Genomic DNA, 12,511 nt, shown 5'->3' on the forward strand with positions numbered 1-12,511 from the left:
TCTGGCCGGAAAGCGATCGCTGTCGCTTCCCTGATTATTTGATTTGTGATCACACTTGCATTGATCACGCTAATCAGCTTTAATCGTCTTCGCAAGCCGAAAAGGGATTTCGAATGCAAAAGGCCACCGCCGACAAGAGCGATCCGATTGCCGCACAGCTTGCGCCCGTGGGCCGCGAGACGGTTCAGGATCGGGTCTATCTGGAGCTGCGCCGCGCGCTGATCGGCGGGCTTTTCGAGCCGAGCCAGGTGCTGACGATCCGTGGCCTGGCCGACGCGCTGATGACCAGCACCATGCCGGTGCGCGAAGCCCTTGGCCGCCTGATCACCGAGAAGGCATTGGAAGCCCTTCCCAACCGATCCGTTCGCGTGCCGCCGATCACGCTGGAGCGCATGGACGACCTTCTGCGCGCCCGCATCCTCATCGAAGGCGAGGCGATCGCGCTCGCCGCAACCCGCATGAATTCCCGCCAGATCGCGACCATCGAGAGCATGCTCGGTGAATGGGACGAGATGCGCGCGCTGAAGCATAAGAAGGACGTCGATCGTGAGGTGACGCTGAACCAGGCCTTTCATTTCGAAATCTATCGCGCCTGCGGTTCCGCCGTGCTGATCCCGATGATCGAAAGCCTGTGGCTGCAGTCCGGCCCCTGTATCCGCGTCGCCATCTACGCCTTTTCGGACGCCGGCGAGGTCGATACGGCCCATTATCACCGCACGATCGTCAAGGCGATCGCCGCGCAGGATGCCAAGGAAGCCCGCGATGCGCTCGTTGCAGATATCAGCCGGCCATTCACCTTCCTGCGCAGCAAACTGGAAGCCGAAGCCAAGAAGGGCCTATCCGCATGAGCCAACGCGCCATCAAGATCTCCGAACCACGCTCCGGCCTCAGCGTCTTTGCGCCACTGCTGGAGGCCAAGGCGCCTGACAACGCGACCTTTCTCTGGACCTATCTCAGCGAACCGCGGATAGTCGGCGGTATTCATGCCATGTGGACCGGCCCGGAAATCTCCTGCCCGATCCCGCCGGCGCATCTGAAAGGTGCCTCCCATGCCACCGCTTTGCCGGCCGAGAATGCGACGCTGACACCACAGCCCGGCGATATCGTGCTGAGCTATGTGCCGCCGCGCATGTGGGGCGGCAATCCCGATGCGATCTTCGACATCGGCCTGTTCTATGGGCAGGGCGCGCGCCTGCTCTTCCCGATCGGCTGGCTGGCCGGCAGCGTCGTCGCGCAGGTGCGCCCAGACGAACGCGAACAATTCGCCGCAGCCTGCGGCGTCATCCGCCGTAACGGTGCCTGCGATGTCACCTTCGAGCGGGCGGAGATCTGATATGGCGGCGGCAAGCGACGACAGTTTCGAGCTCTTCGACCTGAGGATTGAAGCCGTCATTCCCGACGGCAAGCCGATCTATTGCGGCGCCAAGCCGGGCGACTATTTCGAACTCAAGGGCGAAATGCTGTCTTTGCCGCCGGGCCAGGGCTTTTCGATCTATTCCATATCGGCCGTCCTGCCGCTGCTTGCGGCCAAGCAACGGCCCACCCACAAGAACGACTGGATGACCTCGGACGCCGAAATCGCCTGCCCCGACCCCAACTGCGCGAGCCGGCTGCGGATCGTCAGGACGGGCAAGCGGCGATTCAGCCATGCCGAAACGACGGCCGTGCCATTGCCCGAAGGAGAATGAACCGCATGACCGCCAAGACTTTTGAGCTCAGCCCGGGATACGAGATTTCGCGCGTCATCCGCGGCGGCTGGCAGCTTGCCGGAGGACATGGCGCGATCGATCGCGCGCAGGCCGTGACCGACCTGATCGCCGCCTTCGATGTCGGCATCCGCACCTATGACTGCGCCGATATCTATACGGGCGTCGAGGAGCTGATCGGCGAAGCGCGCGCGCAGCTTCGCAACGAACGCGGCACCGAGGCCGCGGGCGCGATGAAGGTGCACACCAAGCTCGTGCCCGATCTGGAGAAGCTGGCAACGATCAGCCGCGACTATATTCGCGGCATTGTCGACAAGTCGCTGCGCAAGCTGAAGACCGAACAGCTCGATCTGGTGCAGTTTCATTGGTGGGATTACTCCCTGCCCGGCTATCTCGAAGCCCTGAGCTGGCTCGACGAGATGCGCCGCGAAGGCAAGGTGCGCAATGTCGGCACGACCAATTTCGATACGCCGCATATTTCAGAGATCCTTAAAGCCGGCATTCCGCTGGTCAGCCAGCAGCTGCAGTATTCCGTTCTCGATCAGCGGCCGTCGCGCCGCCTCGCCAAGCTCGCCGCCGAAAATAACGTGAGATTCCTCTGCTACGGCTCGGTGGCCGGCGGCTTCCTGAGCGACAAATGGCTGGGACAGCCGGAACCCGAAATGCCGCTCGAGAACCGTTCGCTCGTCAAGTACAAGCTGATCATCGATGATTTCGGCGGCTGGGAGCTGTTCCAATCGCTGCTCGGCGCGCTGAAGGCCATCGGCGATCGCCATGGCGTCGATATCGCGACGATTGCCAGCGCCTGGGTGCTGGAGCAGCCGCAGGTGGCTGCAGTCATCGTCGGCGCCCGCAATCAGGCGCATGCGCTCGCCAATGCCAGGATCATGGATATTGCACTTTCGGATGAGGACCGTCGGCAGATCGCCGGCATCATCGGCCAAAGCGCTGGCATTGAAGGCGACGTCTATACGCTGGAGCGCGACCGCACCGGCAGACACGGCTCGATTATGCATTACAACCTCAATGCGGGGAAAGTATGAACCAGGAATCGCCCCTCTTCCGGAAAGCCAGTGCCGAAGTTCTCGATTTCCATCGCTTCTTCGAAGCCTGGTATGATGCGGCAACTGCGGACAACACCGATTTCGGCCGCTGCGAGCGCACCTTCGGTCATGCTTTCCACATGATCCCGCCGACCGGTCGCATCTTCGACCGCGCCGGGACCATCGAGCTGATCCGAGCAAACCGGGCGACTTTTCATAACGATTTCAGCATCGAGATTTCGGATATCCGCGCAAGCTTCGAGACTGAGGACACGATCGTTCTTACCTATGTCGAAGCCCAGTCGCGCGGCGGCAAATACAGCCGCCGCCAGGCAAGCGCGCTCTTCATCGCAAGTTCATCGGCGCCCAACGGTGTCGAATGGCGGCATCTGCATGAAACCTGGCTGCAGATGCCGGAGAACTGACAGGTTCTGAAAAAACAGAAATGAAAATCGTTGACCGAACAAGGGGAACAAAGATGAAGAAGACGATATTTCAAATCAGCACCGCCCTGGCGCTTCTGGCCGGAGCCGGAGCCGCCAATGCTGCCGACTGCAAGGTAACGGTGGGCCTCGTGATGGAGCTGACCGGCCCGGCCGGCGAGTACGGCCAGGCGGGCGCCAAGTCCGTCGAGATGGCCTTCCGAGATATCAATGCCGCCGGCGGCGCTCACGGCTGCGATCTGGTGACGGATACGCGCGACAGCCAGAGCCAGGGCAATGTCGCGGTCGATGCTGCTACCCAGCTCGTGCAGGTCAAGAAGGTTCCGGCCATCATCGGCGGCATCATTTCTTCGGTGACGATCCCGATCCTGACCTCGGTCACTGCGCCCGCCAAGATCGTGCAGGTATCGCCCGCCGCCTCATCACCGACGCTGACGGCGCTCGGCCGTGACGGCAAGACGAACGGCATCTTCTTCCGCACCATCACGTCGGATTCGCTGCAGGGCATAGCAGCCGCAAAATATGCGATCGACAAGGGCTTCAAGAAGCTCGCGATCATCCACGTCAACAACGATTTCGGCGTCAACATGGTCGCCGAATTCTCAAAGGCCTACAAGGCGCTCGGCGGCACGATCGTCTCGACGACGCCCTACAATGAAAAGCAGTCGAGCTATGCCTCCGAAGTCACCGCCAGCATGGGCGGTGATCCGGACGGCCTCTACCTCGTCAGCACGCCGGTCGACGGTGCAACCATCGCCCGCACCTGGATCTCGCAGGGCGGCCCGCAGAAATTCCTGCTCAATGACGGTATGAACAGTCCCGACTTCATCGATTCCGTCGGCGCCGACTATCTGAAGGAGGCCTATGGCACGTCCTCGGGCACGACGCCGACGCCATCGACTGACTACTTCAACAAGAACTACAGGGATTTCTCAGGGATAGAGCCGACCAATCCGGCTGCGGACCGCGCCTATGATGCCGGCGCGATCGTCGGTCTCGCGCTTGCGATCGCCGGCGACGACACGTCCAAGCTGAAGGACGATATCTACAAGGTCGTCGATCCCAAGGGCACGCCGATCTATGCCGGCAAGGAAGAATTCGCCAAGGCGCTCGACCTGATCAAGGAGGGCAAGTCGATCCGCTACGAAGGCGTCATCGGGCCGGTCTCCTTCGATCCGTATGGCGACATCACCGGTCCCTTCCGCCTTTGGAAGATCAGCGACGGCAAGGTCGTCACCGATGGCGAACTCAAAATGGAAGACGTTTCCGCGCTGAAGGACAAGATCAAGTAGGCCATCGTTTCTGCAAACGGCGAGGCGCATTTTCCGATGCGCCTCGCGGGAAACATTCTGGCGCAATCCCTTCGGCGGCTCACCTGTCGTGACAGCCATCTGGCATAGGTATTGAAAGATCGTTCGCTGATGCCCAGCCCCGTTGCTCGCCCCACCAATCCGACCTTGTGGACGCTGACGGCAGGCCCCGCCCCCGAACTTTCGCGCGATGTTCCCTCCCGCTCAGACGTCGTCGTGATCGGCGGCGGCTTCACGGGCCTGACCGCAGCCCTTCATCTTGCCCGTGCCGGCCGCTCCGTCATCGTCCCTGAGGCAGGGCGATTAGGTGCCGGTGCGAGCGGCATGAATGCCGGCTTTGTCGTCCCGAATTTCGCCAAGGCCGATCCGGCGACCGTTCGCCAGAAGCTGCCGCGCGACAGGGCCGATGCTCTATTGTCGCTCGTCGGCATAGGAGCAGACGAGGTCTTTGCGACCATTGCGGAAGAGAAGATTTCCTGCGACGCCGCGCAGACCGGCTGGCTACAGCCGGCCTATGGCGACGACATGGCTGCGATCTTGCGTCAAAGAGCACAGGATTGGACGGAGCTTGGCCGTCCAGTTGAATTTCTCGACGCACGCGCCATCCAGGACGAAACGGGCATGGATATCTATTCCGGAGGATTGATCGATCATTCCGGCGGCACCATCCATCCGCTGAATTATCTCTACGGACTTGCCGGCGCGGTCATGCGGCGCGGCGGCGCGATCTGCGAAAACAGCATGGTCGAGCGCGTCGAACGACATGGCGGCACATGGCGCGTCAGTCTCGCGGGCCACGAAATAGAAACGGATGCCGTCATCCTCGCCACCAACGCCTTTACCGATGGCATTGCCGCGCGCATGGGGCGAACCGGCGTACCGCTGAAAGTCTATCAGGTCGCAACCAAGCCGATTGATGCCGAGACCGTCGCGCGGATCGCGCGGCATCGGCGGCCGGTCGGCGATACGCGCTCCAACCTTTTCACCTACCGGCTCGATCGCGACAACAGGCTGATCAGCGGCGGCATGGCGATCAATCCGATCGGCGCCTTCGACCGCGTTGGCCGCGCCGTCGTTGACCGGCTCGCATCCGAACTCCGCCTGCCGCGCCATCCAGGCGTAGAGATCGTTTGGAGCGGAATGGCGATCATGACGCCGGATTTCCTGCCGCGCCTTTACCGTTTCGGTGACGGCTTCTTCGGAGGGATCGGCTGCAACGGCCGCGGCGTCGCCATGACCGCCCAGCTCGGCCAAATCCTTGCGAGATTGGCGCTCGGCGAAACGGCGGCATCGCTGCCGATCCCGCTGCAATCCAGCCGTCCGCTGCCATTCCACCGCTTCACGCCCGTCGTCGCTTCGCTTGCGCTCGCGCATGCGCGCTTTGAAGACTGGCGAACCGCGCGTCGGTAGCTGGGTGAGAACATCGATGATTATCAATGACGACGCAGTTTCAGGCAGCAATTGACTATTAATTCTATAGAGAAAGAAACGAAGACGCGACCGCACCGCCAAAAACGAAATGGCTTTTCTCGAACCACCGCCTTGAATGCGGCATCGTGGCGCCGAATGAAATCGGAGCCTGCTCATGAACACGCAATTGCACCATATCAACGCCACGCATCCCGAGGCGGCTTTGCTGGAGACCGAGCAACAGGCGCTGGCTGTTGCGCAGGAGCTTGCCGAGCGCTTTGCCGCCACCGCCTCGGAGCGCGACAGCGAGAGGTTGCTCCCCTTTGCCGAAATGGACGCGCTGGCTCTATCCGGACTGCTGGCGATTACCGTTCCCGAGGAATATGGCGGCCTGGATGTCTCCAATGCCACGCTGGCGGAGATCACCGCGATCCTGGCTGAGGCCGACGGCTCGATCGGGCAGATCCCGCAGAACCATTTCTACATCCTCGAGGCTTTGCGCATCGATGGTTCGGAAGATCAGAAGCGTTATTTCTTCGGCCGCGCATTGGCGGGCGATCGCTTCGGCAACGCTCTCTCCGAACGGGGCACGAAAACGGTCGGGCATTACGACACGCGCATCACCCGCGACGGTCCCGGCTATCGCATCAACGGCCGCAAATTCTATTCGACGGGTGTTCTCTTTGCCGATTGGGTCACCGTCTTCGCGCTGGATGAAGCTGACAAGCTGGTCATGGCTTTCGTTCCGAAGGGCACGGACGGCATCGAAATCATCGATGATTGGGATGGCTTCGGGCAGCGCACGACGGGCAGCGGCACCACGGTCCTCAACAATGTCTATGTGAATGCCGACCATGTCGTCCTCCATCACAAGGGTTTCGAGCGGCCAACGACGATCGGCTCTGTCGGCCAGATCATCCATGCCGGCGTCGATCTCGGCATCGCGCGAGCCGCCTTTGCCGAGACGCTGGATTTCGTGAAGACCCGATCCCGCCCCTGGATGGATAGCGGCGTGGAGCGCGCCAGCGACGATCCGCTGACCATCGCCAAGGTCGGCCAGATCGCTATCCGGCTCGAAGCCGCGACCGCAACCATCGAGCGCGCCGGCCGCAAGGTCGATGCCGCGCAAGTCGAGACGACCGAAAAGAGAGTGGTCGAAGCGACGCTTGCCGTTGCGGCAGCGAAGGTGCTGACGACGGAAATCGCCATCGAGGCGACGAACACGCTGTTCGAGCTTGCCGGGACGGCATCGGTGAAGCTCGACCTCAATCTTGACCGGCACTGGCGCAATGCCCGCACGCATACGCTTCATGACCCGGTTCGCTGGAAATATCACGTTGTCGGCAATTACCACCTCAACGACGTCATCCCGCCGAAGAACGGCGCGCTTTGACGGAGAGACAAAAGCCCCCGCCATGACGCCGGGGCTCTAATATAATCAAAAGGTTAAGTCAGAGCCACCAAGCGGGAGCCCATCAGTACCGGTCCATATTGATTTCCCCGGCCTGAACAGCAGACGCCGCGAGACTTTCCAGACCGGTTGCAACGACCGATACCCTGAACACGCCGTCGAGATTCTTGTCAAAGATCGCGCCGACAACGATATCGGCATCAGTAAAGACTTCGTCGCGTATGCGACTGGCGGCCTCATCGACCTCGAACAGCGTCATATCCGTCCCGCCGGAAATGGAGATCAGCACGCCCCGCGCGCCTTTCATGCTCATGTCGTCCAGAAGCGGGTTGGAAACGGCGGCGTCGGCCGCTTTTAATGCGCGGCCTGGCCCTGACGCCTCGCCCGTTCCCATCATCGCGCGCCCCATTCCCCGCATTACGGATTTGACGTCGGCGAAGTCGAGGTTGATGAGACCTTCCTTGATGATCAGATCCGTGATGCAGCCGACGCCCGCGTACAGGACCCGGTCCGCAGTCACAAAGGCATTTGCGAAGGTGGTTGCGGCGTCCGCAATGCGAAACAGGTTCTGATTGGGGATGACGATAACAGTATCGGCACTTTTGCGGAGTTGCTCGATGCCCTCGTCGGCCGTACGCATGCGCCGGTTGCCTTCGAACGTAAAGGGCTTGGTGACGACGCCGACCGTGAGGATGCCCGCTTGCCGCGCGACCTGAGCGATGATTGGAGCAGCGCCGGTGCCGGTGCCGCCACCCATTCCGGCCGTGACGAAGCACATGTGCGTGCCCTGGAGGTGGTCCATGATCTCATCAATGGATTCCTCAGCGGCGGCCCGTCCGATTTCCGGCAGAGAGCCTGCGCCGAGACCTTCCGTCACCTGTGCACCAAGTTGAATGCGCCTGGTCGCCTTCGACGTCGCAAGCGCCTGCGCATCCGTATTTGCCGCGATAAATTCAACGCCCTGAAGTTGTTGCGCGATCATATTGTTAATCGCGTTGCCGCCGCCACCGCCGACACCGACGACGGAAATCTTCGGTATCACCCCGGAAAGTGGTGTGCGGATGTCAGCCATGAAGGACTCCATTGGATCAATTTCATTCTCAATCGCGATCGCCTGCCCTTGTGAAAACGGACGTTGCAGCGATTCGCGAGAGAGGAGATCCTAGCGGGGAACGTGTGCGCATTACGGCATGTGCCAGCCGCCTCCACAGAATAATGATTTGAGCACAGGATTTGTGAGCCAGATATCAAAGCATGAACCGTCCAGCGTTGCGTGAAAAACCACAGCCGGAAGCGCGCGCTTAAAGCTGCTAAGTGTTCCGACCGTGGTCAGCACCACACCGGATACCAACAGCGTTAACCGATCTGAGCACGGGTGACGTCATCACCGGCGCAGATTGCGAGCCCACCCATTTTTTAGCCGCACCGCGTCGCCGCCCTCGTATTCAACTGTAGAGGCTGACCTCGGGGATCTTGTCGTTCAGCACGAACTCACCGACTTCCTTGGCCTTGTAGAAAACCGGATCGTGCAAGGTATGGGTCCGCACATTGCGCCAGAAACGGTCGAAACGATATTTCTCCGCGGTCGAACGCGCACCTGTGAGCTCGAAGACGCGCGAAGTGATATCAAGCGACACGTGCGTGGCATTCACCTTCGCCGCATAGGCTTCGGTCGCCGCCTCGCCGCGTTCCCGTGCCGTCGCCTTGTGCCCCTTGGCTAGAGCTTGCTGGACCGCTGCAGCAGCGCTATCGGCTAGAGCGGCGGATGCCTTCAGCGTGGCGGTAAATTCACCGACACGCTCGAGAATATAGGGATCGTCCGCTGCACGCTCGACACCAGAGGTAACCCAGGGCCGCGTTGTGCTCCGGACATAGTCGACCGCCTCGCGCAATGCGCCCTCGGCCGTGCCGAGATAGAAATTCACGAAAACAAGCTGAATGAGCGGAGTGTTGAATGTCGCAAGTACCGGTGCCTCGCCTCCGGTCGATGCCGCGCTGTCCAGATCCTCCTCATAAACGGGGAAATCATGGAACTCGACGCTGCCGCTGTCGGAGAGGCGCTGGCCGAAATTGTCCCAATCATCATTAGCCTTGTAGCCGGCTCGATTGGTCGGGGCCGCAAAGCCGACAATGCCGTCGTCCAGCGCGGCATTGGCGTTGATGTAATCGGATAGGTGAGCGGCCGTCGAGAAGGATTTGCGGCCATTCAGAACGTAGCCATTACCGCGGCGCGTCAGCACGAGGCCGGGATCGCGCGGATTGACGGCGGCGCCCCAATAAAGGCTGTTGGCGACCGTCTTGCCGCCGAACTCCTGCGCGCGCGCCTCATCGAAAGCCCAATAGACATATTGGCTGTTGACATAGTGATAGCCGAGAAGCTGGCCGATGGAGCTTTCTCCGCGCGCAAGAATGCGCACCAGACGCAAGCCATCCACCCAATCGAGACCGCCGCCGCCGATCTGCGGCGCGTGCAGGGCGTTCAGCAGGCCCGCATTCTTCAACTTGACGATTTCACCGAGCGGCGGGCGACCTTCGCGGTCAAGCTCCGCGGCGCGCTTCGAAAGATCCGCGGCAATCGCTTCCGCTCTGGCAAAAAGGTCCTCCCGCGTGGCGTTTCGATTGCTCGCGAAGACAACGTTGGACTGGCTCATGATGTGAACTCCGGTTCAGTGACGTAATCCGGCGGAATCAAAGGACCCCGCCGGAAGATCGAAGTCGGCAGCTTAGAAAAGCTTGTCCGGTATCCAGCTTGCGGTCACCGCGTCGCTCACGCTGAAAGCGGGAACTTTCTGCGCGAGTTCCTCGATCGTCTTCACACCGGCTGCCCGAAGCCCTTCCTGCGTCAGCAGTGTCGGCTTAACGGTGATCTGATGCGGAACCTCTTGGCCCGCGATCTGCAATGCGGCAGCACGGATGGAGACGGCGCCGACCACGGCCGGATTGGTCGCGACCGTCGCGACCCAGGGGCTGCCCGGCTCGGTAATTTCCTGGATGTCGGCGGTCGACACATCAGCCGAATAGATCTTCAGCTTGTCCGTGATGCCGAGATCCGTGGCGGCAAGCTTCACGCCGCGTGCGAATTCATCATAGGGAGCGAAGACGACGGTAATATCGGGATTGGCCGTCAGCACCGCCTTTGCCTGGTCGGCGGTTGAGGTCGCCGTCGTATCGCTGACATTGCCGAAGCGGGCCTTTTCGACGACCCCTGCATTCTGCTTCTTGAACGTGTTCCAGACCTCATTGCGACGGTCGAGCGGCGCGAAGCCGGCAATATAGACATAGCCCGCCTTGAAGCTGGCGCCATTGTCCTTGACCGCCTGCTTCAAAGCGAGATCGGCAAGCTCGTGATCGCTCTGTTCAACCTGCGGGATCTTCGGATTGTTGAGATTGACGTCGAAGGCGACGACCTTGATACCCTTGTCGAGCGCCTGCTGGATGACATCGCCAAGCGATTCCGGCAGGCCGTGGTCGATGACGATGGCGGAGACGCCGAGATTGATCGCCTGGAGGATCTGTTCACGCTGCGCGGCAGCATCCTGACGACCCGGGAAGACGCGGAGATCGATGGCGAGCGCCTTGGCCTGTGCTTCGGCGCCGGCCTGATAGGCCTGAAAGAAGTCACCGGCGGAGATATAGCTGACGAGAGCAACCTTCACGCCACCCTTGTCAAAGGGCGCAGGGGCACCGTTCACGCCACTAGCCAGCGCAGCTTGCGTAAGAAGAAGAGGAGCAACGGCCGACAGGGCAAGCCGTGTGAGAAATTTCATTGTCGCGATCCTCACGATCAACCGAAAGCGTCGTCTGACGGACAGATCACCCTGCGACGCGTGCAATTATTAGATATAATCCCTATGTTTTTAGTAGATTAAATCATCCGATTTTGCTCGCCTTCGGAGATTCTTTGTTCCCCAGCCGAACGGATGGCGGCAAGGACATGCCTCGCGATTGGTCGATCATTTGACGCACAATTCCGGCATCGGAATGCGTTCCATTCGGCGCCGTTAGCCCTCATCGCCGCAAAACCCGACGTGCCGGCAGACAGACCACATCATGGAAATTTCCCCATGCGTTCCGGTTTTGGAAAAACGTTTCTCTTTAAATCGTTAAATCTATCTATTTTATAATCTATTGGAATTTTGGATTACTGGAGGTGCTTTCATGACCAATGAGAAAACGACCGGACTTGGCCGCCGGGATATTTTGAAATTGACGGCCGTTGCCGGGACCGCGCTCGCGGCTTCGAGCATTCTGTCGAAAGCCGCAGCCGCCGACGATGCATTGTCGCTGAAGGGCAAGCGCATCGCCATCAGCGCGACCGGAACCGACCACTATTTCGACCTGCAGGCCTACAATGCGCAAATCGACGAGGTGAAGCGGCTGAGCGGCACGCCGATCGCCGTCGATGCCGGCCGCAACGACGGCAAGCTGGTGTCGCAGCTGCAGACGCTGATCGCGCAGAAGCCTGACGCCATCGTCCAGATCCTCGGCACGCTGAGCGTCATCGATCCCTGGCTGAAAAAGGCCCGCGACGCCGGCATTCCGGTTTTGACCGTCGACGTCGGCTCGACCAATTCGATCAACAACACAACCTCGGACAATTGGGGCATCGGCAAGGACCTGGCGCTGCAGCTCGTCTCCGATATCGGCGGCGAAGGCAATATCGTCGTCTTCAACGGCTTCTACGGCGTGACACCTTGCGCGATCCGCTATGACCAGCTCGTCAACGTCGTCAAATACTTCCCGAAGGTGAAGATCATTCAGCCGGAGCTGCGCGACGTCATTCCGAACACGGTTCAGGATGCCTTTACGCAGATCACCGCGATCCTCAACAAGTATCCGGAAAAAGGTTCGATCAAGGCGATCTGGTCGGCCTGGGACATTCCGCAGCTGGGTGCCACACAGGCCCTCGCTGCCGCCGGCCGCACCGAGATCCGCACCTACGGCGTCGACGGCAGTCCGGAAGTGCTGCAGCTCGTCGCCGATCCCAATTCGCCGGCCGGGGCCGATGCAGCCCAGCAGCCGGCGGAGATCGGCCGCACTGCCATTCGCAATGTCGCCAAGCTGCTGTCGGGGCAGGCGCTGGCACGCGAGACCTATGTGCCCGCGCTGCTCGCAAACAAGCGCAACGTCGCCGACGTGATCAAGACGCTCGGTATCAGTTGACCTGAAAACCGGCGATGCGGATTCC

The 12,511-nt window shown here is 60.8% G+C and carries 12 protein-coding genes; 9 read left to right on the forward strand and 3 right to left on the reverse strand.

Annotated elements, in window-relative coordinates; all coding sequences use genetic code 11:
- The first annotated feature begins 113 nt into the window (after nucleotides 1-113).
- The 8 genes from HGP12_RS18635 to HGP12_RS18670 all read left to right on the forward strand — a co-directional run bounded on the left by HGP12_RS18635 (nucleotide 114) and on the right by HGP12_RS18670 (nucleotide 7,305).
- Nucleotides 114-848, forward strand: a complete 735-nt coding sequence (locus tag HGP12_RS18635) for a GntR family transcriptional regulator (protein WP_168840292.1) — start codon at nucleotides 114-116, stop codon at nucleotides 846-848.
- Complete coding sequence (locus HGP12_RS18640; RefSeq protein ID WP_168840293.1) at nucleotides 845-1,333, forward strand: DUF3830 family protein; 489 nt, start codon at nucleotides 845-847, stop codon at nucleotides 1,331-1,333. The genes HGP12_RS18635 and HGP12_RS18640 overlap by 4 nt, the downstream gene beginning before the upstream one ends.
- 1 nt (nucleotide 1,334) lies before the next feature.
- Nucleotides 1,335-1,688: a TIGR04076 family protein gene (locus HGP12_RS18645; RefSeq protein ID WP_168840294.1), complete on the forward strand. Its 354-nt coding sequence runs from the start codon at nucleotides 1,335-1,337 to the stop codon at nucleotides 1,686-1,688.
- Nucleotides 1,689-1,693: 5 nt separating this feature from the next.
- Nucleotides 1,694-2,749: an aldo/keto reductase gene (locus tag HGP12_RS18650; protein ID WP_168840295.1), complete on the forward strand. Its 1,056-nt coding sequence runs from the start codon at nucleotides 1,694-1,696 to the stop codon at nucleotides 2,747-2,749.
- Nucleotides 2,746-3,174 carry a hypothetical protein gene (locus HGP12_RS18655; RefSeq protein WP_168840296.1) on the forward strand — a complete coding sequence of 143 codons (429 nt, stop codon included), beginning with the start codon at nucleotides 2,746-2,748 and terminating at the stop codon, nucleotides 3,172-3,174. The genes HGP12_RS18650 and HGP12_RS18655 overlap by 4 nt, the downstream gene beginning before the upstream one ends.
- 53 nt (nucleotides 3,175-3,227) lie before the next feature.
- On the forward strand, nucleotides 3,228-4,484 hold the full coding sequence (locus HGP12_RS18660) for an ABC transporter substrate-binding protein (RefSeq protein WP_168840297.1): 1,257 nt from the start codon (nucleotides 3,228-3,230) through the stop codon (nucleotides 4,482-4,484).
- A gap of 129 nt (nucleotides 4,485-4,613) precedes the next feature.
- Nucleotides 4,614-5,912, forward strand: coding sequence for an FAD-binding oxidoreductase (locus tag HGP12_RS18665; RefSeq protein ID WP_168840298.1), 1,299 nt, complete (start codon nucleotides 4,614-4,616; stop codon nucleotides 5,910-5,912).
- A 175-nt stretch (nucleotides 5,913-6,087) separates the two neighbouring features.
- Nucleotides 6,088-7,305: an SfnB family sulfur acquisition oxidoreductase gene (locus HGP12_RS18670; protein ID WP_168840299.1), complete on the forward strand. Its 1,218-nt coding sequence runs from the start codon at nucleotides 6,088-6,090 to the stop codon at nucleotides 7,303-7,305.
- Nucleotides 7,306-7,387: 82 nt separating this feature from the next.
- On the opposite strand, the gene ftsZ is transcribed toward HGP12_RS18670, so the two are convergent.
- From ftsZ to HGP12_RS18685, 3 genes are all read right to left on the reverse strand, one after another.
- Nucleotides 7,388-8,395: a cell division protein FtsZ gene (ftsZ, locus tag HGP12_RS18675; RefSeq protein ID WP_168840300.1), complete on the reverse strand. Its 1,008-nt coding sequence runs from the start codon at nucleotides 8,393-8,395 to the stop codon at nucleotides 7,388-7,390.
- A 373-nt stretch (nucleotides 8,396-8,768) separates the two neighbouring features.
- Complete coding sequence (locus HGP12_RS18680) at nucleotides 8,769-9,974, reverse strand: acyl-CoA dehydrogenase family protein (protein WP_168840301.1); 1,206 nt, start codon at nucleotides 9,972-9,974, stop codon at nucleotides 8,769-8,771.
- 72 nt (nucleotides 9,975-10,046) lie between these two features.
- The gene (locus HGP12_RS18685; RefSeq protein ID WP_168840302.1) at nucleotides 10,047-11,090 is read right to left on the reverse strand and encodes a substrate-binding domain-containing protein; all 1,044 of its coding nucleotides are present in this window, start codon (nucleotides 11,088-11,090) and stop codon (nucleotides 10,047-10,049) included.
- Nucleotides 11,091-11,481: 391 nt separating this feature from the next.
- Between HGP12_RS18685 and HGP12_RS18690 the strand changes: the two genes are divergently transcribed.
- Nucleotides 11,482-12,486 (forward strand): sugar ABC transporter substrate-binding protein, encoded by a 1,005-nt coding sequence (locus HGP12_RS18690; protein WP_168840303.1) that lies wholly within the window; start codon nucleotides 11,482-11,484, stop codon nucleotides 12,484-12,486.
- Nucleotides 12,487-12,511: the final 25 nt, after the last annotated feature.

Origin of the sequence: Rhizobium sp. P28RR-XV, from assembly GCF_012641385.1 — a bacterium.
Classification (GTDB): Bacteria; Pseudomonadota; Alphaproteobacteria; order Rhizobiales; family Rhizobiaceae; genus Rhizobium.